The organism is Cytobacillus sp. FSL H8-0458 (assembly GCF_038002165.1).
Lineage (GTDB): Bacteria > Bacillota > Bacilli > Bacillales > Cytobacillaceae > Cytobacillus.
Genome location: NZ_JBBOBR010000001.1, coordinates 3589311 through 3611213 on the forward strand (window position 1 = coordinate 3589311; position 21903 = coordinate 3611213).

22 protein-coding genes, 1 pseudogene and 1 other annotated feature are annotated in these 21903 nt (G+C 41.1%); of the genes and pseudogenes, 12 read left to right on the forward strand and 11 right to left on the reverse strand.

Features of this window, described 5'->3' with window-relative positions:
• Positions 1 to 66 precede the first annotated feature (66 nt).
• Positions 67 to 477, forward strand: a complete 411-nt coding sequence (locus NYE23_RS17795) for a hypothetical protein (protein WP_341079661.1) — start codon at positions 67 to 69, stop codon at positions 475 to 477.
• A gap of 416 nt (positions 478 to 893) precedes the next feature.
• Entirely contained in the window at positions 894 to 1256 is a 363-nt protein-coding gene (locus NYE23_RS17800; RefSeq protein WP_341080801.1) for a restriction endonuclease, read from the forward strand.
• An 84-nt stretch (positions 1257 to 1340) separates the two neighbouring features.
• Here the strand turns inward: NYE23_RS17800 and proS are convergent, their stop codons facing one another.
• The 3 genes from proS to NYE23_RS17815 form a co-directional block, all read right to left on the reverse strand.
• A complete protein-coding gene (gene proS / locus NYE23_RS17805) occupies positions 1341 to 2777 on the reverse strand; it encodes a proline--tRNA ligase (protein WP_341079662.1) in 1437 nt (478 codons plus the stop codon).
• A 55-nt stretch (positions 2778 to 2832) separates the two neighbouring features.
• Positions 2833 to 3047, reverse strand: a binding site (T-box leader).
• 79 nt (positions 3048 to 3126) lie between these two features.
• Entirely contained in the window at positions 3127 to 6201 is a 3075-nt protein-coding gene (locus NYE23_RS17810) for an efflux RND transporter permease subunit (protein WP_341079664.1), read from the reverse strand.
• A 330-nt stretch (positions 6202 to 6531) separates the two neighbouring features.
• A complete protein-coding gene (locus tag NYE23_RS17815) occupies positions 6532 to 7134 on the reverse strand; it encodes a TetR/AcrR family transcriptional regulator (RefSeq protein ID WP_341079665.1) in 603 nt (200 codons plus the stop codon).
• 237 nt (positions 7135 to 7371) lie between these two features.
• On the opposite strand from NYE23_RS17815, the gene NYE23_RS17820 reads away from it, so the two are divergent.
• Complete coding sequence (locus NYE23_RS17820; RefSeq protein ID WP_341079667.1) at positions 7372 to 7788, forward strand: DUF1284 domain-containing protein; 417 nt, start codon at positions 7372 to 7374, stop codon at positions 7786 to 7788.
• A gap of 108 nt (positions 7789 to 7896) precedes the next feature.
• A complete protein-coding gene (locus tag NYE23_RS17825) occupies positions 7897 to 8364 on the forward strand; it encodes a DUF3291 domain-containing protein (protein WP_341079669.1) in 468 nt (155 codons plus the stop codon).
• A 15-nt stretch (positions 8365 to 8379) separates the two neighbouring features.
• On the opposite strand, the gene NYE23_RS17830 is transcribed toward NYE23_RS17825, so the two are convergent.
• Positions 8380 to 8580: a hypothetical protein gene (locus tag NYE23_RS17830; RefSeq protein ID WP_341079671.1), complete on the reverse strand. Its 201-nt coding sequence runs from the start codon at positions 8578 to 8580 to the stop codon at positions 8380 to 8382.
• Between the two features lie 91 nt (positions 8581 to 8671).
• Positions 8672 to 8794, reverse strand: a complete 123-nt coding sequence (locus NYE23_RS17835; protein ID WP_341079673.1) for a hypothetical protein — start codon at positions 8792 to 8794, stop codon at positions 8672 to 8674.
• A gap of 233 nt (positions 8795 to 9027) precedes the next feature.
• On the opposite strand from NYE23_RS17835, the gene NYE23_RS17840 reads away from it, so the two are divergent.
• From NYE23_RS17840 to NYE23_RS25290, 3 genes are read left to right on the forward strand one after another with little or no spacing between them, the layout of a single operon-like run.
• Entirely contained in the window at positions 9028 to 9804 is a 777-nt protein-coding gene (locus NYE23_RS17840) for a cache domain-containing protein (RefSeq protein WP_341079675.1), read from the forward strand.
• Positions 9805 to 9861: 57 nt separating this feature from the next.
• Positions 9862 to 10149, forward strand: coding sequence for a hypothetical protein (locus NYE23_RS17845; protein ID WP_341079676.1), 288 nt, complete (start codon positions 9862 to 9864; stop codon positions 10147 to 10149).
• A 22-nt stretch (positions 10150 to 10171) separates the two neighbouring features.
• Positions 10172 to 10576: a GGDEF domain-containing protein gene (locus tag NYE23_RS25290; RefSeq protein ID WP_445662623.1), complete on the forward strand. Its 405-nt coding sequence runs from the start codon at positions 10172 to 10174 to the stop codon at positions 10574 to 10576.
• Positions 10577 to 10631: 55 nt separating this feature from the next.
• Here NYE23_RS25290 and NYE23_RS17850 read toward each other — a convergent pair whose 3' ends face one another.
• Positions 10632 to 11030, reverse strand: coding sequence for a cytidine deaminase (locus tag NYE23_RS17850; protein WP_341079678.1), 399 nt, complete (start codon positions 11028 to 11030; stop codon positions 10632 to 10634).
• Positions 11031 to 11279: 249 nt separating this feature from the next.
• Here NYE23_RS17850 and NYE23_RS17855 point away from each other — a divergent pair.
• The 3 genes and pseudogenes from NYE23_RS17855 (at position 11280) to NYE23_RS17865 (ending at position 13122) form a co-directional block, all read left to right on the forward strand.
• Positions 11280 to 11893: pseudogene (locus NYE23_RS17855) on the forward strand (nucleoside hydrolase).
• An 82-nt stretch (positions 11894 to 11975) separates the two neighbouring features.
• A complete protein-coding gene (locus NYE23_RS17860; RefSeq protein WP_341079680.1) occupies positions 11976 to 12158 on the forward strand; it encodes a hypothetical protein in 183 nt (60 codons plus the stop codon).
• Positions 12159 to 12762: 604 nt separating this feature from the next.
• Positions 12763 to 13122, forward strand: coding sequence for a cyclic-phosphate processing receiver domain-containing protein (locus NYE23_RS17865; RefSeq protein ID WP_341079682.1), 360 nt, complete (start codon positions 12763 to 12765; stop codon positions 13120 to 13122).
• A 154-nt stretch (positions 13123 to 13276) separates the two neighbouring features.
• Here NYE23_RS17865 and NYE23_RS17870 read toward each other — a convergent pair whose 3' ends face one another.
• The 5 genes from NYE23_RS17870 to bla all read right to left on the reverse strand — a co-directional run bounded on the left by NYE23_RS17870 (position 13277) and on the right by bla (position 19260).
• Positions 13277 to 14458, reverse strand: coding sequence for a M20 family metallopeptidase (locus NYE23_RS17870; protein ID WP_341079683.1), 1182 nt, complete (start codon positions 14456 to 14458; stop codon positions 13277 to 13279).
• Between the two features lie 3 nt (positions 14459 to 14461).
• Positions 14462 to 15724: a Zn-dependent hydrolase gene (locus tag NYE23_RS17875; RefSeq protein WP_341079685.1), complete on the reverse strand. Its 1263-nt coding sequence runs from the start codon at positions 15722 to 15724 to the stop codon at positions 14462 to 14464.
• A gap of 18 nt (positions 15725 to 15742) precedes the next feature.
• Positions 15743 to 16951: a hypothetical protein gene (locus NYE23_RS17880; protein WP_341079686.1), complete on the reverse strand. Its 1209-nt coding sequence runs from the start codon at positions 16949 to 16951 to the stop codon at positions 15743 to 15745.
• Positions 16952 to 17320: 369 nt separating this feature from the next.
• Positions 17321 to 18151, reverse strand: coding sequence for a glycerophosphodiester phosphodiesterase (locus NYE23_RS17885; RefSeq protein WP_341079688.1), 831 nt, complete (start codon positions 18149 to 18151; stop codon positions 17321 to 17323).
• Between the two features lie 212 nt (positions 18152 to 18363).
• Positions 18364 to 19260: a class A beta-lactamase gene (gene bla, locus NYE23_RS17890; protein ID WP_445662624.1), complete on the reverse strand. Its 897-nt coding sequence runs from the start codon at positions 19258 to 19260 to the stop codon at positions 18364 to 18366.
• 293 nt (positions 19261 to 19553) lie between these two features.
• Between bla and NYE23_RS17895 the strand changes: the two genes are divergently transcribed.
• A complete protein-coding gene (locus NYE23_RS17895; protein WP_341079691.1) occupies positions 19554 to 21335 on the forward strand; it encodes a BlaR1 family beta-lactam sensor/signal transducer in 1782 nt (593 codons plus the stop codon).
• A gap of 33 nt (positions 21336 to 21368) precedes the next feature.
• A complete protein-coding gene (blaI, locus tag NYE23_RS17900; protein ID WP_341079694.1) occupies positions 21369 to 21755 on the forward strand; it encodes a penicillinase repressor BlaI in 387 nt (128 codons plus the stop codon).
• Positions 21756 to 21903: the final 148 nt, after the last annotated feature.

Sequence of the window (21903 nt, forward strand, 5' to 3'; positions counted from 1 at the left end):
TTTGATTATAATATTCCCTTTAGGATTGTTTATTTTTTCCAAATAAAAACAATTAGAGGTGTTTAGATGAAAAAAACTATTTCTTGTTTAATTATATTAATAATTTTCCTTGGATCTTCTACAATCCACGCCAAAAACCCAGTTGAAGAAATAAATAAATCAAAAGAAGAGTTGAAAAAAATTGAAAACAATGTTGTAACTGACGTAATAAATACCTTGAATATCAATACGACTGGTTTTAAGAAGTACTCTTTTATGGAAGCAGCTATTTTAGTCGAAAGGGATTCAACTTTAATTGAACTTTTGAAGTTGAGTGAAGATCTCCAAAGCAAAGGATACATCGGAGCAAATTACATTTATTTAAAGCAAAACCGTGCCTTTATTGTCGGTAGAGATGTGCGAGGAGTTAATTTATTAGTAAATCTAAAAAAAGTAGACAATAGGCGTTGGGAGCCTGGAAAAATAATAAAAAAATAACAGCCACTTGCACAATTGTTGGTCCTAGATACTGATACTTGGCAAGGAAATGTAATAGTCAAAAATAATTGTCCAGATGGCTCCATTTCTAGTTTATGCTTTTTGCACCTGTTAGGCTTTTTAAATTGTTGCTTTTAAGGGGGCATATTATGGCTGGAGGAGAAAAAGAAGCAGTTACCAGTTGAAAAGCTGTTTAGCTAATGGGAGAGGCTACCAGCCCTCCTCATTGCTTTGTTTTTGGAAAGCTACCTTTACGAAAATTTAGACATACCGCCCTTTCTTTACCAAAACAAAATCCCCTCCAAGTAGCATTCTTTTCCTCTATGGTAACCGGTTTTTTTAAAATGTCTACATATAGGGGATATTAACATGGTTGGCTGCTATTATCTTGTACAAGGAAGAAGTAGGATACCCTAATCAAACTTTCAGATGAGCAATTAGAGGATTTCACCATCCCCCTTTTAACTAAATTAGGGTATACAATAACAAAGCCGGATGATGAAAATCCGGATATAAGTTTTTTACTGACCCATCCAACAGGCAATCAAGCGATTGTAAAAGTCAAAAGCCATAAAAGAGAGATAGGAATTCGCCTTGTCCAGAAAACTTTAAAACAAATGGATATTTATGATGCGGGTGAATGTTGGGTTATTACAAACGAGCGTTTCACCCCGCAAGCAATTGAATATGCTATAGCAAACAATACCCGCTTATGCGATCGGGAACAATTCATAAATTGGATACTAAAAGCGAACAAAGGGGAGAAAGTCCGGGGATAGGAACCTTGATATTTGTAGAGACCTTAAAAAATAGGCCGCCTCAGTGAGGCGGCCCTTTCGTCACATAATTTTCATATTATCGCTTTAGTAAGCCCGCGCAAACCAAACCGTATGCTTCGCTTCTTTTCCACAATGGATGCAGGTATCTTTCGTTGCCGGCGGGTTGAACGGGATGTTCCGTGTCGTAAATTTTGTTTTTTCTTTTACACTTTCTTCACAGGCGTCATCACCGCACCATCCGGCTAAGATCCATCCTGGTATGGCATCATTTTGTTCAGCTTGTGCAATGTGCTGTTCTAACTGCTCGATTGTATCGATATGTGTGTGCGAATGCTCCGCACGGAATTCTTTAGCTTTTTCTAATAAACGAGTCTGCATGGTTTCAAGCTCTTTTTTGATGCTATCTAGAACAGAATCAAGCGGAACAGCCACTTTGTCCCCAAGATCCCGTGCCTTCATTAAGCATTGATTTTGGTCTAAATCACGCGGCCCAAGCTCTATGCGGACAGGTACGCCTTTTAGCTCCCACTCGTTAAATTTATAGCCTGGTGATTGATCGGAATCATCAAGGCGTACGCGGATTCCTTCTGCCTTTAATGCAGCAAACACTTCATCTAATTTCTCCATAATCGCAGGGTTCTTTTTCCATGGTCCGACTGGAATCAGCACGACTTGAGTCGGTGCTACTCTTGGAGGCAGCACAAGGCCTTGTTCATCACCATGAACCATGATGACAGAGCCGATTAACCTTGTGGATGTACCCCATGATGTTGTATGGACAAAAGTATGTTTATTTTCTTTGTTCAAATATTTGATATCAAAAGCTTCCGCAAACTTTGTGCCCAAGTAATGGGAAGTTCCCGCCTGTACCGCTTTTCCATCCTTCATCATCGCTTCAATGGAGAACGTATCAACTGCACCTGCAAAGCGCTCGGATGGTGTTTTTTGCCCATCATAAACTGGAATCGCAAGCAAGCCTTCTACCACTTCTTTATAGATTTCGAGCATCTGCATCGTTTCCTGGCGCGCTTCATCTTCGTCCACATGTGCTGTATGGCCTTCCTGCCATAAAAATTCTGATGTGCGGATGAAAGGAAGAGTTTTCTTCTCCCAGCGGAATACATTCGCCCATTGATTGATTAAGACTGGCAGGTCCCGGTAGCTTTTAATCCAATCGGAATACAAATGTCCAATCATCGTTTCAGAAGTCGGACGTAGCGCCAGACGCTCCTCAAGCTTCTCTCCTGCCGCTTCTGTGATCCACGGAAGCTCTGGCGAGAACCCTTCAATGTGATCCTTTTCCTTTTGAAAAAAGTTCTCCGGAATCAGCATCGGAAAATAGGCATTGCGGTGGCCGGTTTCCTTAAAACGCTTATCCATCTCTGCCTGAATATGCTCCCAAATTTCATAGCCATCAGGCTTAAAGGCGATACACCCGCGAACAGGGGTGTAATCAAATAAATCTGCTTTTTGTATCGTTTCCAGATACCATTTTGAAAAGTTGTTGGTGTTTTGAGACATCTTCTTTACCTCCTGAAAATACTTTTTAAGAATAAAAAAAGCATAAAGAGTCCTTCAAAAGGACGTCTTTATGCTAATAGACGCGGTACCACCTTAGTTCGGCTTTACAAAATCTAAAGCCCTCTAATCGTTAATAACGAAACGACCCGGTTAGCTTTTTCCTAACATCTCAGTGGCAGGTTTCAATAAGGAGGGGTGATATAGCTCTCAGCCCAGGCTATATTTTCTGTTTCACAATCCTTATTTACTTGATCACATCATTGATTACATATATATGATAATATACCAACTTGTGATGAGTAATTCAATACAGGCAGAAATAAATTCCTGATGGAGTGTTCCCTCCACCCTATTTCCCCTCAGCTCTTCTCTCTATCTTAGACGTCTTCAGGAAAAATAATTCATACACAACAGGAACAATAATTAATGTCAGCAGTGTGGATGATGTTAAACCGCCAATGACCGTTACCGCAAGGCCCTTTGAAATAAGGGTACCTGATGAGGTGGTCAGTGCCAGCGGGATTAATGCGGCAATTGTCGCAAATGCTGTCATTAAAATTGGCCTTAACCTTGTTTTCCCTGCTTCAACTAACGACTTTCTAATCGGCAGCCCTTTCGTTCTGTTCTGCCCGATCCGGTCGACAAGCACAATCGCATTCGTTGTTACAATTCCTATCAGCATCAGGAAGCCAATCATCACACTTACAGAAAGAGGCTCATTAATAATGTAAAGTGATACAAGCGAACCTATCGGAACAAATATGAGTGATGAAAGGATAATAAATGGAATACGGGCTTTACCAAAGGTAATCAGCATGGTTAGATACACAAGCCCGATTGCCACAAGAATGGAAATCCCCAGTGATTGGAAAATCTCCACTGTTTCATCATTTCCTCCACCGCTCGTTAAGGATACTCCATCCGGCAGATCAAGCTTTTCCACTCCCGCTTTTACCTCTGATGATACTGCCTGCACATCATTTCCTTTAACCTGGCCTGAAACACGGGCATAAACCTTACTGTCCAGCTTCTGAATCGATGTGAAGGTATCGATTTCCTTTACCTCAGCCACTTCTGAAAGCTGGACTGGTCCTCTTTGAGAAAATAGGGTGACCTCTTCCAGTTCATCTTTTGATCCGAGCTCTTTATCAAAAGACAGCTGGACCTCCTGCTCCTTATCATCCAGCAGCAGCGTCCCGACATTCACAGGCTTCGTCTGATCGCTGACAGTTCCAAGAATCTGGAATCCTGACAAACCATATTCACTTGCTTTCTCAGAATCTATTTCCACTAAAAATTGCTTTTGCTTTTCGCTGAAATTGTTCGTAATATATTTCAGATCATTATTTTTCTGCATATACTCTTCCACTTGCTTGGAAGCCCTCTGCAATGCCTCTAAATCATTGGAAAACAAGTCAATATCCACGTTATTATTCGAAGGAGGCCCGCCTGTTTCCAGCTCCTGCACACTAATCTTCAAATCAGCGTTTTCCTCATCTGAGATATCTTCTATTTTACTTTCAATTGATTTAATCGTTTTCTCCACATTTACATTATCTTTTAAGTTAACAAAGTAGCTTGCTTTGTTTTCAAGCCGCAGTCCTGTGGCAAAATCCCGGGCTCCTATAGCGGCTGTGACATCTGCCGCTTCTTTCTGCTCATCCAGCATCTCTTCCACCTTCAGCGAGATATTATTTGTTTTTTCCAGGGAAGCGGATGATGGCAATTCAATCGATGCTGTCAGCGTTTTGGACTGTTCATTCGGAATAAACGTAAATCCTAAAGAAGGCACAACCGCTAATGAACCAACAAGCAATACGAGAGAAATAAATAAGATAACTAACTTGTGATTGAGCGATTTTTCAATTAAACGGCCATAGAACTTCTGAAGTGCTCCCTCTTTTTCTTCAGCCGGCACCTTCTTAAACGAAAATTTCGCCAGGATCGGCACAATCGTGATGGAAACGAGCAGCGATGCTAAAAGAGAGAACACGATCGTTAAAGCAAAAGGCAAAAAGAATTTCCCTGTAATCCCGCCAACAAAACCAATCGGCAGGAATACCACAACCGTGGTTAAAGTAGAGGATGTGATTGCCTTTAGAATTTCTTTGGTGGATTCTAAAATAATTTTATCGGACATTCCCTCATTGGATTTGCGGACGCGCCTGAAAATATTTTCGATGACGACGATGCTGTCATCCACTACACGCCCTACAGCTACAGCCATGCCGCCAAGTGTCATGATGTTTAATGAGATGTCCATTTGGTTTAGAAAAATCGCCGCAATCAGAATGGACAAAGGAATGGAAACGACTGCGATAATGGTCGCTCTGGCATTGCGAAGGAAAACCAGAACCGCAATGGACGCAAATAGGGCCCCCAATAAACCTTCCTTGACTAAAGTGCTGACAGACTTTTCAATATCCTTGGCAGAGTCGATGCCAATCTCATAGTCAAGCTGATCATCGTATTTTTCCAGTACACTCGTCACCTTGTCTGCCACTTCCACGGTGTTGGCTTCCTGTTTTTTTGTGATCGCCATGGATAAAGATTCTTTCAGATTATAACGTGCTAATTCACTTTTATCTGTTATTGGCTCAATGCCGGCAATATCCTTTAATTGAATTCCGGCAGATTGCTGAGTGCCCTGCTCTCCGCCGGCACCGGCACCTTCAGCTGGAGCGCCGCCAAAAGCAGGCTGAAGCTGCAGGTTTTCCAGATTTGCAATAGAATCAAGATTTTCTTCTACACGGATCGGGATTTGCTCTTCCCTTTCTGTTAGCTCACCTGCCGGGAAAGAAAGATATTTTTCATTGATCTGCTCTTTAATGCTGCTGAGAGATAATCCAGCTTGAGCTGCTTTCTCCTTATCGACCGTAATTTGCACAAGATTATCGGTTAACCCAGCAACAGATACGCTATTGATTCCTTCTATTTTATTTAATTCAGGAATCACTTCATCCTTCATGACAGCTTCTATGCTTTCCCCGTCCTTGCTGAAAAAGGAAATATTATAAATTGGAAACGAGCCAAAAGAGAGCCGATTTAATTTCACATCAGCCTCTTCAGGCAATCCGGCTTCATCAATAACGGAATTCACCTGCTGTTCCACTTTATCGAGATCTGTATCAAACGGAAATTCCAGGTTAATGATCCCAATGCTGTCATAAGCAGAACTGGTCATTTTTTTTACACCCTCAATGGAATCCAGCTGATCTTCAAGCTTTGAAACTACCTGTTTATCTACATCAGATGGAGATGCACCAGGGTATACCGCTTCAATGGATATCTGCGGGAATTCAATATCAGGGAATTGATCTACTTTTAATTTTGTAAACGAGTAAATACCGCCAGTGATTAATAAAAATGAAATGATAAAGACCGCAACGGCATTCTTTAAACTGAACTTTGTTAAAAAATTCATCTTTTAATCTCCTTTATAATTAATTTATAAAAACATTATACAAAAACTATACAAACCTATCAATTGATAGACTGTTTCCAAAAAAAAAAACTTTAACAAGCCATTTTGTTAAAGTTATTATTCGTTATTCCTTTGACGCCGATAAAGTGAAACTTCAATCAGTGGGGGGCTTTTCCCCGCTGATTGTTAGTTGAGGCCCACAGGAAGTGGGTCACAAAGACGTTGCCACAGGATGTGGCGTTTTTAGTCTTTGTCCTTCTTTCGGGCCTTTACGGGCAGTTTGACCCCACTTATCCTCCTCTGATTCCACTGAGTCTCAAAGTGGGGGTCTTACTGCCCGTTAGACTGCGATAAACCATAAAGAATCACTTTGACATAAAATCCGGCTTGTTCTTTCGCCAGGCTTTCTTTCAACTTGTAATCGGTATTCCTTGATGAAATCAGACTTAAAAGCAGGTACGCCGATGAAACCGGGTCTGACCCTATTTCCGCTGGATCCCGCAGCTTATGATCTTTAATCCCTTTTTCAAAGATTGAGGCAATCGGATCCTGATAAGACTCCATCCACCATTTCCGGACGATTCCCTGATGCTCCTGATCTAATTCTTTTTGAATATCATGAAACATCTGGCCCATTGAAGGAGGCTTATTGATTAAAATATAATAAGTGACCTGAAATAAACATTCTTCAATATCATCCTCAAAGCGCTTAATAATTCTGCTTAAAGCGCTCTGCATATCAACCAGTTCAGTCCTCAGCACTTCCATATATATGGCCTTTTTATTAGAAAAATGATGATAAAGGGTGGGCTGCGTAATGCCGCAGGCTTCAGCAATTCTTCTTGTGGAAACCGCCCGATAGCCTAAATCCATAAAAAGCCCATGTGCTGCTTTAACAATTTTTTTATGTGTATCGCTTGCATTTAGCAACATAAACAAAATCCCTTTCAACTAAGCGAAACCCTATCATTTGATAAGATTATAAAAACTATAATGAAATGCGTCAACAATCAATGTGCCCGTTTAATTTGATTCTATTACATATTCCCATTTCTCAACTTTTCAATCATTGTCCATAAGGTAAAAATATATGAAAATATAAATAATTATGTTAACCTATTGTTGATTTTAGTTAACCCTAATCTCTGAACGAAACAATGGGGGGATTGTATGTATAAGCTGCGCGGCCATCATCTCTTTTGCCTTCTGGGCTATCGGGGAATGGGCTATTCCCAGGAATATGTTGAAAATATGACCCATATGCATCAAAGCTTGAGAGACAACCCCAGGACATGGATACAGCTTGTTAAAGGGCCGGATCACCTGTGTGCAAAGTATCCCAACTCAGGCGAATACCATTGTGAGCACCACGATATTTATGAAAGGGATGCAGTTATTCTGGAGAAATTAGGGCTGAATATCGGACAAATTCTGTACTGGCAGGACATTGAGTCAAACATCCAGAAGTATGCCCTTCCCTCAGACATACAGACCGTTTGTGAAACTTGTTCGTGGCGCTCATATGGCGTTTGTGAAGAAGGTATTCGCGATATTCTTGAAGGGCAGGGCTTAAGAGAAATAAAATAAAATACCAATTATTAAAAACATCATCCACTAAATTTCCCCCTCCATCCAGGTATTAGTCCATTCTTTCCAGAATATAGGTATATAAAAAAGATAGATGGAGGAGTTAACTTGGCATTTGCGGCAATTTTGACAGTTGGACAGCTAAAACATTCGGAAGAACACCCTGCCTCCAGAGAGTTCTTTATAACAGGAAATCAAGTAATGAGTGAGGCTGCTAAAACCGGGCAGCTCATCAAAGAATTCAACCCAAATAGAGTGAAGCTTCCTGAAGAAATGATCAAAGGAAATGGTACTCCTGTTCTTACCTTAACAGTATGGAAAGACCTGCAATCTTTATATCGGTTTACCTATTCAGGTCTTCATAGGCAAGCATTGCAGGACAGGAATAAGTGGTTTGACCCTCTTCCGGAGAGAAAGCCTAATTATGTGATATGGTGGTCGGATATGCTATCAAATGTTTCCTGGAAGGAAGCTTTCAAAAGATATGATTCTTATATCCAGCATGGACCTGACTCTTATGCATTTGACTTTAAGCATCCATTTGATGAATTTGGGGAGCCGGCTGCACTTAAATAGCGGACAATCAATGGGTTACCGTTTCTTATTAATCAAATCAATTAAATAACAAATTTGTGAAATAACTAAAGACAGAAGCAGGACAATGATTGTTCCGAATGTGTATACCGCTTCTTCTGCCGGACTCCTTCCGCCCATAAATACTGAACCAAAGATAAAAAAGAGTAAGACACTAACCATCGCGAATAAGAAGAAAATACTGATATACTTTGGCATGGAATCCCTCATTTCTCCCATATAATATTATGAGAAATAAATAAGAATGGTTCCCGCACTTTCCAGATGCGGGAACCACTTTACTCTCCAGTCACCCAAGCCACTGCTGATTGTATGCTATTATCCCCAATATGGCACCAGCACCTGCGCCAGATAGAAAACCTCCGATGGCCCAAATCTCTTTTTTATTCACTTTATTATCCTTTTTGAACATGAACTGCACCTCCTCACTGCAGATTAAAAATCAGACAGAATCCTCTTACACTAATTTTTCAATTTATATTCCTTTTCAACTTCCAAACATGTACTTTCATTTCTTTTAAAAGTTGGAAACTCCTTCTAGTATCCGTAAATTTTTTATTTCTTGTTGTGAGTCATTTAAATCCCATGGTATATTTTAGTAGGTTATTTGAACTATAAATAGCACTTTTTTTATTGGTGAAGAGAATGAAAAAACCTATATGGTTAAGCATCCAGTGGCTTATTTTAGGCTTACTGGCGTTTGCTATGCTTGGCACCTTTGCCGGAAGTGTCATTTCGAGTGTAGTGGTCAGTAAGAACAACCTGGAGAAAAATTATTTAATAGAGAATCAATATTATGCTCAAAAACTCGCAGCTACAACAGACTCTCTATTTGAAGATATGATTAAAAATCTCACAACGGAATCACAGAATATAAATTACCTGACGAACGATTCTCGGAAAATCCACAAAGAATTAGAGTTTATACTGCAGTCGACTACCTATTTCAATTCTGCATTTTTTGCGGACAAAACCGGCCGCATAGTGGCATCTGCACCTGATATGGCTTTAGATGGAACAAGATTAAATAGTGTAGGTGCAAAAAAATCCCTGGAAAAGAAAGTTCCTATAATATCAAAGCCTTACGTAGGCGTGACCGGAAAATTAATTATGCTTATTTCTGTCCCTGTTTTTGATGATAATAGATCGTATAAGGGATTTCTTGCAGGAAGCATCTATCTGCAAGAAGAAAACAGCCTTACCAAAGTTCTCGGACAGCATCCAAAACATGAAAACGATTCATATGTGTATGTCATTGATTCTGAAGGAAATATTATCTATCACCCGGTCAAAGATAGAATTAACGATAATGTAACAGAAAACAAAGTTGTTAAGCAGGTTTTAGAAGGAAAAAACGGAAATCTGGAGGTCACGAATACGAAAGGCATTTCCATGCTTGCAGGATATGCTTCTGCTACCTAAACAAGCAAGTGGGGAATTGTATCCCAGACTCCTACAGAATCTGTGCTGGAGCCAACCATGGAAATGGCCAGGCAGGTAAGCTTGATTGCCATTCTCTTTATGCTGTTTGTTTTCGCCCTTTCCCTGATCATGCTGAAAAAAATTGTAAATCCGATCAGAAACTTAGCTTTGTACGCAAAGCAGATGACGACCGAACCATCTCGTCCTGTGCCGCAAATTCCCGGCTGGTATTTTGAGTTAAAGGAATTAAAGCGTGCTATTTTAATAGCTGTGGATTTTTTATCAGACCAAACTGACGTATGCAGAAAGCGAGTCGAACCTGGATCCGCTTACCGGCTTCTATAACCGCCGTTTTTTAGAAAAAAGGATAAGTGAGCTCGATAGGTACTCCATCATTTTATTTGATATTGACCATTTTAAAGCAGTAAACGACCTGTTTGGCCATCAAGTGGGAGATGAAGTATTAAAATTTCTGTCTGAATTAGTTAAGAGGGAAACGAGAGCAAGTGATCTGTGCTTCCGCATAGGCGGCGAAGAATTTCTAATCATCCTTCCCGGCTCCGAAGTTCACATCACGGAATCTGTTGCAGAACGGATAAGGAAAACCACAGAATACACCTTAAGCCCCTCCGGAAAACCAATCACTGTTTCCATGGGAATTAGCAGTTTTCCCGATTCAGCAGATAGCTTTTCAGAGTTAATGAACAAAACGGACCAGGCATTATACAAGGCCAAACAAGAGGGAAGAAATAGAGTGGTTACCGCCGTGTAAAATAAAGAGGGCAAGCTTTGAGTGAATATCTCTCAAAACTTGCCCTCCTTTTATGTTACATTTCTAAATCCGTAAAGGCATACGGCAATAAATCCTTTAATGTCAGTTCCAATATTTCTTTCTTCTCATTTGTTAAGTAGACTGGCATATCAGGCATACAGAACTCGGCTAACACCTGCCTGCAGATGCTGCACGGCGGAAGAAAAGCTGCCGTATCACCAGCAACAGCTATGGCCTGAAAATCACCTTTTTTGTAACCGTTTGCAACAGCAGTAAAAATAGCTGTTCTCTCGGCACAATTCGTTGCACCTAACGAAACATTTTCCACGTTCACGCCATTAATGACAGTGCCGTCTTTCAGCAATAAGGCGGCTCCAACCGAAAATTTGGAATATGGAGCATAAGCTCTTTCCTTCATACTGCGTGCACTTTCCATCAATTGCTCTTTATTCATTGTACCCATCCTTTTCAAAGAAGAATGAACTTTTCACAGTCCCCTTAGGCCAATGTGAAATTGGCAGGATTTTTATCATATATTTTTTTGAAATGTTTGTCAATATCGGCGGTAAGGTTCCCCGCCTTAATGGCATAACCCCCTTCCTCCTTTGATATGTTATAGAAATGGATATTTTATTTGGGAGGAAGATAAAAGAAAAAAATCATTTTGTTTGCAGATCCTGGCATTGATGATTCTGTTGCCATCATGTATGCCCTTCTTAATCCCGGCATCAAGGTGTTAGCTATCGTATCGAGTTACGGGAATGTCACTAAAGAACAAGCAACAGACAATATCACTTATCTGCTCCAACTAGCCGGCAGGAGCGATATCCCTATTATGGCGGACCTAATAGTCCATCATCAGGGGAAATCCCAAGGTTCTATCCTGATATTCATGGAGAAGAGGGATTGGGTCCGATACGCCCTCCGGTGGATGTGCAGGGAGAGCTGACGAATTTTTCGGAGCTCTACAACATTATAAGAATGAACCCGGACGTTACTGTAGTAGACGTTGGGAGAAATACCTCATTAGCTGCACTATTTTTATTTGGGGAAAATATATCCGAGGTCATTAAAGAGTTTTATATTATGGGCGGTGCTTATTTGGTTCCTGGAAATGTTACTTCCTCAGCTGAGGCAAATTTTTATGGTGACCCAGTTGCTTCACAGGTAGTAGTAACCAATATGGATAATATCTATATTGTCCCGCTTAATGTTACGAACAAGGCCATCATTACAATGGAACATATTAATATGATACAGAAGCTGACTGACAACCCGCTGATTCAGATTATGGATGAGGCAATGGAGTACTTATAGAAGCATATAAAAAACTCATTCCCGGGATTAACGGTGCTCCATACATGATGTTTTAACACTGTTTCTCATGGTCAATCCTGAAATGGAAAGCTCCATTAGAAGAGATGTAAAAATATTAACAGCGGATGAAGGAAGAGGGACATCCATCGCTGATTTCAGAGTCAGCTCCAAGCCTGCTGAAAAGAATAAAAATATTTTTAACTATCAGGGATTTATTGAAGATTTTATACAAGTTATGAGTTCCACAGGAAACTCTGGAGAATAAGCGCCGGATGGTTTTTTCTGTTCTGACCGCAGGAGTACGGACTCATTCTCTTGATTTTTGCTCATTCTGCAGGAAGGTGAACCGGGTTCGGACTCTAAACCCTGGATTTTCACTTTTTATGTCCGAAGTTGCCCCAGGTTCGGACTCTGAAGATGGAGTTTCACTTTTTGTGTCCGAAGTTGCCCCAGGTTCGGACTCTGAAGTTGGATTTTCACTTTTTGTGTCCGAAGTTGCCCCAGGTTCGGACTCTGAAGCTGGATTTTCACTTTTTGTGTCCGAAGTTGCCCCAGGTTCGGACTCTGAACCGCGAATTTCTGCATTCTCTGTCCGAAGATGCTCCGAGTTCAAACTCCGCAGCCCAGATTTCCGCATTCTATGTCCCAGGCAGCACCAAGTCCCGACTCACCCGCCAGAGATCCGCCTCCAAAGCACATTTCAGAATACAAGATGTATCAAAAAGAAGAATCAGAGCCCATATTAATTACTATAGTCCCATCCCTCTTCGGTATCATTGCTTACATATGTATGTTACAATGAAAAGAGTAACAAATTTTAAGGGTCAACTTGACTTTTCTTAGTCACCCCTTCGAAAGGGGATTAAAAAATGGAGAAAATAAGCGTATTTCTGGATGATTATCGGAAAGCGCCGGATGGTCATGTATTAGTTGAGACCATTGATGAATGTATCCTTTTGCTTCAGACCTATGAAATTGACCACTTGTCTTTAGACCATGACTTAGTAAGCAAATCTAGAAATGGTCTTATGCTTGTTCATATAATGGTTCAAAAACAGCTATTTGCGGATCGAATAACTGTCCACTCTGCCAATTCAGTAGGCGGGAAAGCCATGTATCATTATTTAAAACAAGCACAGCGCGATTTTGAAATGCCCACTGACATTAAAGTAATTTTACGTCCACTGCCCCTCAACTACATTCCGCCAAACTATCTGCACAACTATTAGAGATCCAACGACATCCACCTTATCTCCTTAGTCACAGGAATTATATAAATTAATAGTGAATAGGGAGCAGAGTTAATCTACTGCTTCCTTTTTTAATGTCTTTAATAGTTAAAATAAATCCGCTCCTCCACTAAGAGGAGCGGATTTAACAGCTTTATCGCTTTTCATTCAAGTATGCCCACGCATATTGCGCATAAAGCTCTGCACCAGTTGATAAGGCGTCTTCATCAATATTGAATTTGCCGTGGTGGTGGGCCCATTCTGTGTCTTTCTTTGGGTTGCCGCTGCCAACGAGGGCGAAGCTGCCAGGTGCTTTTTCTAAGAAGAAACTGAAGTCTTCCCCACCCATTGTCGGTTTTTCATTGTAAAGTACGTCATTCCCGAAAGCAGCAGATGCTACTTTTTGAACTAGCTGCGCACTGAATTCATCATTGATTACAGCCAGCGAACCCCGAATGTATTCTACATCTGCATTAGCACCGTAGATAGCTGCCGTGTTTTCGGCATATTGCCGCAGCTGTTTTTCAATATGATCTCTTGTTTCAGGATCGAAGCAGCGGACTGTTCCCTCGATGACTGCATTTTCAGCAATGATGTTGAATCTTGTACCCACCGTCATTTTCCCAATGGTGAGTACGGCAGGCTGCTGGGCATCAATAGTTCTGGACACCACACTCTGCACATTCATGACAAAAGAAGAGGCAACAACAGCCGCATCAATGCAATCATGCGGCATCGCCCCATGCCCGCCTTTTCCTTTGAATGTCACCTTGACGATATCAGCTGATGCGAAGGATGGCCCTGGTGTACAGGACACTTTATGTGTTGGCATTTGCGACCAGATGTGGATGCCAAAGACATTGTCCACATCCTCCATTGCTCCCTGTTCCACCATCCTCTTTGCCCCTTCCGCTACCTCTTCGGCTGGCTGGAAAAGCAGGCGGACTTTCCCCGACAATTCTTCTTTTATCTCATTTAATGCCTTGGCAGCAACCATCAGCATAGCAGTATGGGCATCGTGTCCGCATGCATGCATTTTGCCATTCTCCTGGGATGCATAAGGAAGATCCTTATTCAATTCCTCCACCTGCAGCGCATCCATGTCTCCCCTTAAAGCTACCGTCTTCCCCGGCTGTCCGCCTGCAATTTCAGCAATCACACCCGTTGGTTCTGCCTTTCTGTATGAGATGCCCAGGCCATCCAGATACTCACAGATAAATTGAGTCGTTTTAAATTCCTCCCATGATAATTCCGGTTCACTATGCAATTTTCTGCGCAGTTCTGTTAATTCATCACTATATGCCTCAATCAACTCTTTTAAACCGCTATGGATCATAGATTATTCCGCCTCCGTTAGCTCTATTGCTGCCTCAAACAGAATCTGAACTGCTTCGGCAATATGCCGGGAATCAGACCATTCTTCAGGACAATGGCTCAGTCCGTTTTTGCTTGGAATGAACAGCATTCCCGTACTTGTGTAATCAGCAAAAATCATGGCATCGTGTCCGGCGCCGCTATTCATGGAGCATGAAGGGAAACCCAGTTTACTGCTTTTATCCTTGAGCAGACTGACAATCTCTTTATTCATCTCTTTTGGCTGAATGTATAAAAGCTGTTCAACCGTTATTTCTATTCCGCTATCAAAATAGGAATCTGCTAATTTATGCACTTTCTGAATGACATTCTGGACATGTTCCTCCCTGCCGGAGCGTATGTCTACAGAAAATACTGTTTGATCGGGAATCACATTGGCTCCATTTGGATACACCTGCAATCGTCCCGTTGTCACAACCGTCCCTGCTCCTTCTGATTCAGCAAGCTCGGGAAATTGGGCTATCATTCCTGCGGCCGCAACCAGCGCATCCGACCTTCTGTCCATCGGAGTGGTCCCTGCGTGCCCGGCCTTACCTTTTACGGTTAGCTCCAATTGTGTTAAACCGACAATCGCTTCGACTACCCCGATCGGGATATTCTTTTCTTCTAAAATTGGACCCTGTTCAATATGCAATTCCAGGTAAGCCTTTATGGTTTGAGGGTCACGAACTTTCGGGAGAAATGGATCCAGTCCGATTTTCTCCATAGCTTCAACCGTCGTTATGCCATCTTTGTCTTTCAATGCTCTGAAGTCTTCCTCAGCCAGTAAACCGGCCATTCCCCGCGAACCCATTAAACCGCCGCCAAACCTGGAGCCTTCTTCTTCGATAAGGGCGATAACCTCCAGAGGATATTTAGGCGTTAATCCATACTCAGTAAAAAGTGCAGCCACTTCAAGTCCTGCTACAACTCCGGCAGGTCCATCATAGGATCCCCCATTCGGCACGGAATCAAAGTGAGAGCCGATCAGAACACTTGGTGAATCTTTTAGGGACCCTTCAAGCTTACCAAAGATATTGCCCAATCCATCTTCCCGGACAGTCAAGCCCGCTTTCTTCATTTCCGCCTTAATATACTGCCGTGCAAGCAGATCCTCCTGGCTATACGTCAGCCTGGTTGTTCCTCTGCCTGGAGTCGCTGTAAAAGTGCTTAAGGTGTCAATATGGTTTTCGATCCGCGCCTGTACTTTTTCCAGATTCACATTTTTCCCTGTTTGAACTTCACTCATTTCGATCCAATCCCTTTCTTATAATAGTCCGACAAAAATTCCGGCCAATACCACCGACACAATGGTAACGGTGATGAATCCCCCGACAAGCATAGGCGGCAGCATATTGCTGGTCAGCATTTCCCTCTCTTTTTCATCTTCCGTTAAAGATTTAATTACTTCGTTCGTAATAATGTAGTCAGCCGGGAAACCATATAGTGCTGTCAGCGAAACAGCGAAGGCCCTTTCCTTGCTCACCTTTAAAATTTTCCCTGCGATGAATGAGAAGATATACATTCCCATTACGCCTAGAATGATGCTTCCTGCAAGAGGATAAATAATCTCAAGCATCATCCCTGGTGTAGCCTGCTTTAACCCGTCAAAAATAAAGAGCATCAGGGCCATGATCGCAAATCCAAAGCCGTTTGCTTTCTGCAGTACCTGCTTTTCAAGGAAGCCAATACTTGTAGCAATAACCCCGAACAATAGGCAAAGAACAAATGGACTGACACTAGCAACTGGAGCAAGCAGTGTCGATGTCAGATAAGCAAGGTAGGATACAACAGCCAATCTTAAAAATTTGAAGAAATCTGTATTATATTTTTCCGGCATATTTTTAAAAAGCTTAAGCTCAGGTTTTGGAGCTGCCTCTGCTGCTGCAGCCGTTTCTTCAGCTGCCATGCCCTGTGCCTTAAAAGCAAGCTTTCCGCTTCGGTACTGCTGTAAAAGCCGCTTCCCTTCTTTTTTCAGTACAATGGAAGTAAGCGGATATCCCGCAAATCCCTGCATAACATAAATCACGATCGCAAAGACCGATAAAGAAGCAAGGCCCGCCTCTTTCGCTCCTTCCGACATGATCAGGGCAGATACCACACCGCCAACTAAAGGAGGGATGGCTACAACTACTGTCTTAAAACCAAAAATAAATGTTCCGATTCCCATTAACACTGAGATAATTCCCAGAATCCCTGATAAAGCAATCACAATCGTCTTCCACTGATTTTTCAATTCCTGAATCGATAGCAATGTTCCCATATTGGTAATCAATAAGTACATCATCATCGTAGCCACAACCGGCGGAACCCCTGCCAATGCTACGATATCCTGCGGAAAGAATGTCCAATAACCTGCAAGGAACAGTACGGCACAGACGAAAATGGATGGCACCCACGCCCTTGTGCGAACCGCAACCAGATCTCCAATAAATAAAATAAGTAATAGAATAACCAAAGCTAATAACTGTGACATAATTCCCATCCCCTTCTCTAAGATGAATACCTATTCATTCGTGTTGCGAATAATATATATATTGTTAGAATAATAATACAATTATACTTTTCAGTCAATTTAAATTATTGAAAATTTTATGTAAGCGATGTCATTCCGGTTTTTGTATGACGCATGTTTCTTTATTTAGTTTGGTAAAATAATATTATTATTTTAAAAATCTAATAGAACATGAGAGTAAATAAAAACCCGTCAATATGACGGGTTTACTGGATTACTATTTAATGAATACATCCCTAATGTTATTCCATTCATATGGAGCAGAATCAATTTATTAAGCAAATAAATTCCAGATAAAAAAAGAAGCGGCAACCGCTCCTTTTCCTGATATTAGTTTCTAGGATCAACATAATCCGGATAATCGGTAATGATGGCGTCAACTTCCATTTCGAACAGGAAGTCGGCGGCTTCCTGGCTGCGCACTGTCCATGACCCAATTTGCATGTCAAGAGAGTGAACCTGATTCACTAATTCTTCTGTGACAATTCCATAGCTTGGATTGAACCAATCTGCATAAGCTGAAAATTCCTGTAAAGCTTCCGCTGTAGTATCAGCTCGGTTAGAGGTCAATACACCAATGGGCACTTTAGGAAGAAGCTGATCCATTGTTTTCATAGAGTCGAAGTTAAAAGACTGGATAATGATTTTTTCATTTTGCGGCTTATCAAGATTTCGTTCTTTTAAAGCATCTGCCACTTGTTCTTCAATGCCGGGATAAAGCTCTGGGGCCTTCAATTCTATTAATATTCCAACCTTACCATGGTAGCGATCCAGAATCTCTTCAAATGTCGGGATCGGTTCCCCCGCAAATTGTTCTCCTTTCCAGCTGCCGGCATCAAGACTTCTTAAATAGTCAAACGTTAAATCCCTCACTTTTCCCGTTCCATCTGTTGTACGATCCACAGTTGTATCATGAATTACCACTAATTCACCATCTTTGCTTCTTTGAACATCAATTTCGATATAATCGGCTTTCATATCAACAGCCAGATCAAAGCCGGCTACCGTATTCTCCGGTGCATACCCTGTGGCACCGCGGTGCGCTATATTATCCACTTGTTTCCTTTCACCAGTTGCCGGTTCTGCTGCGAACGCCTGGCTGATTGGGCTGAATAGCAGAGAAAAAGCCACCCCTGTACCAATTAATAATTTTTTGTTCATGCTCTCCATCTCCTATCTAAAATATGTATTCAACCATATTCTAGAAAAGGAATGTTGAAGGGGTGTGTGATTATTTTTATGGCTAAATAAAGATCATGTTAACAAAAACCAGCCTTTATTCTTACGTTTTTTTACAAAACTGCTATTTTAAACTGAATAAAAATACCCCTTCACATTTTTCAGCGGGGGAATCTTCCCCGCTGGTAAATGTTTTAATCCAAAGCCTTTATTGTCATCTCCGCTGCCTCTGCAATCAGAGCGTTATCATATTCAGCATCCTTTGAATCCCGGCTGGACAGGATCGTCATGATAATCGGCTCTCTGTTCGGCGGCCACACAATCGCAATGTCATTACGTGTTCCGAAGCCTGCTGCACCGCTTTTATCAGCTACCTCCCAGCCGCTTGGCACACCAGCACGGATTAATGGATCTCCAGTAGCGTTACCCCGCATCCAATCGGTTAAAATGTTCCGCTTTTCTTCAGGCAGAAATTCGCCAATTAAGACTTTCTGAAGGCTTTTTGCAAGTGCTTCAGGTGTACTTGTATCCCGGATATCCCCTGGCTCAGCCTCATTCAAATCTGTCTCGAAGCGCTCAGGCTTTGAGACAGTATCCCCCATTTCTTTCAAAGCTGCTTCGAATCCTTCAGGCCCTCCTAATTCCTCTAACATTAAGTTGCCTGCTGTATTGTCGCTAAACCGGATTGCCGCTTCACAGAGTTCCCTTAAAGTCATTCCAGTCTTTACATGTTTTTCTGTAACAGGAGAATATGTGACCAGGTCATCACTTGTGTATGTAATGACTTCATCCATCTCTTTCAATGATTTTCTATTCAGTAATATAGCAGCTGCTATCGGCTTGAATGTAGATGCATAAGCAAACCTTTCATCAGATTTGTAAGTAATAGTCTTTTTCGTTCCTGTGTCATATGCATACACGCCAAGCCGCGCGTCAAACTCCTTCTCCAGATGTTTGAATTTTTGGTTTGTATTCACAAAAGTTTTTTTGGAGTTTTCCGCTGCACTGGCATCCGATTGATGATTGCCATTTGCACAGCCAGTCAGGGAAAGGAGCAGAACCAAACTGAATAGCCGGACTGCTATTAACATATTATTACTAAAAATAGAATGATATTGTTTCCTCATATTTACTACCTCTTTCCACAAAAAATTTGAACTTATATTTCAGCTTTCCTTTTAAACACCCCCAAACGGACTACAAATGTAATATAATATTACATTTGTAGTCCGTAGTTGTCAACCGCTATGAAACCCTTGATATTATGATGTTTCACAAGCTCCCCTTAATTTGATAAAGTAAAAATTGGATGCTAGAATGGTTGGTATTCATTTTGTCTAAGGGATTAAAACTAGATGTCAAATAATGCGAGGAAGGTCTGCGAATGATAACAAGCTCACAGTTCTTATCTGTTTTTTTGGAATGTCTGCTGGTGTCTTCTTTTACAATCGGAGGCATTCTTCTGTTAAAAAAACTTTTTAAGAAACATTTAACAGCACAAGCTCACTATAATCTTTGGTTTCTATTATTGCTTGCTCTGCCACTGCCTCTTATTCCATTACAATTCATGCCGTTTGCGGATTCATTATCCTTTTGGAATAGCAAGAGCAGCCTTCAATCCCAAACTGCGCCATCTCCAGAGATTCCTTTAAGGCAAAATAATTGGATGGAGGACATAACCGTTTCGGTAGAACGCTATGATTTAACATTATTAAATAATGCTTTATTCTATATTTGGATTTCCGGAGTGGCTATTTTAACTGTATTTACGCTGATCGCAAAGCTTAAGATCAATAAAATAAAGAAACACACAAACAGCCTGAAAAATAACGGGATTTTATCATTATTCGAACACTGCAAACACAAACTGGGGATTTCTGGAGGTATTATTGTTGGAGAGTCATCACTCGTTAAAACCCCAATGACGTTTGGACTTTTTAAGACTTATGTGGTGCTTCCCCTCCATTTTGACCAGTGGCTTTCTGAAAAGGATATAGAATATATCTTTTTACATGAACTTACCCACTATAAAAATAAAGATATAGCAGTAAATTATTTAATGGTGATTCTTCAAATTTTATATTGGTTTAATCCTCTAGTTTGGATTGCTTTTAGGAGAATGAGGCTTGATCGTGAAATCGCCTGTGATGCTGCAGTTTTAAGTTCTCTGGATGAGCAGGCTTATATGGAGTATGGAAACAGCATTATTCATTTTGCCCATAAATCCTCAAGGGCAGTGACAGTCGATTTGGCAAACCATTTAAACGGGTCAAAGAAACAGATCAAAACGAGAATCGAAAAAATTGCCAGTTTTAAGTCGGAATCAAAACTGCTGAGATGGAAAAGTGCGGCTATACTCATTTTTGCGGGGATATTTATTGCATTTCAGGCTCCATTTATCTCTGTACTCGCTCATGAAGACAGCAGCTATAAATTTAAGGATGAAAACATTATATATGAGGATTTAGGTGATTATTTTGAAGGATATGATGGAAGCTTTGTGTTGTATGATAAAGAGGCAGACCGCTATCATATTCATAATAAAAATCAAAGCACATTCAGGATTTCGCCAAATTCCACTTATAAGATTTACAGTGCTCTGCTTGGTTTAGAGTCAGGCACCATAACGGTTGAAAATTCGTCTGCCAAATGGAACGGACTTAAGTATCCTATAGAGTCCTGGAATGCGGATCAGGATTTAACTTCGGCCATGAAAAATTCCGTTACATGGTATTTTCAGATGTTAGACCAGCAGGTGCAGCCCGGTACGATTCAAACTTTTTTAGACCGAATCAGGTATGGGAATCGCGATCTATCTGGTGGAATAGATGAATATTGGCTGGAATCTTCCCTTAAAATTTCTCCAGTGGAACAAGTTCAGCTGCTTAAAAGGTTTTATGCAAATCAATTTGGATTTAAAGAAAAGAATATCCAAACGGTGAAAGATTCCATTAAACTAGAAAGAAAAGAGGGAGCCCTCCTTTCTGGTAAAACAGGTACAGGCACTGTAAATGGAAAAAACATCAATGGATGGTTCATCGGGTATGTGGAATCAGGGCAGGACACATACTTTTTTGCAACAAATATACAGAATGAAGCTAACTCTAATGGAAGTAGGGCAGCTGAAATTACATTATCCATTTTGAAACAAAAAGACATATATTAATTCATTCATTTCATAAAGAAGGAGGGCGGTAATGTGACTGACAGGATTCCCAGCATTTCAGAATCCGAGTGGGAAGTCATGACAGTTCTGTGGCACGGATCACCCAAAACGGCTAATGAAGTCATTCTATCCCTGCAAAAGCGCACAGACTGGAAACCCAAAACAATCCGAACTCTTCTGGACAGGCTTGTCCAGAAGAATGTAGTTGGCGTAAATAAAAATCAGAGAATCTATACCTTTTTCCCGTTATATTCACAGGATGAATGCCAGCGGGCAGAAGCTCAATCCTTTATCAAACGGATCTATGGCGGAACGGTGAAATCCATGCTAGTCCAATTCATCCAGGAAGACTCCCTGTCTGATGAGGAAATTAACGAACTCCGGACGATTTTGGCAAAGAAAAAAAAGAAGGATAGATAACCTGCATGCGTGATCCTTTACAATTGGGGGGATTTTTAGCATTTGCTTCTTTGACGCACCTAAAAGCAGTGACTGCCCCTGCTTCATTTCCGCGTTAATACAATAGCGGCACCAATCCATACAAGCAGAATTATGGAAGCTATGCGCC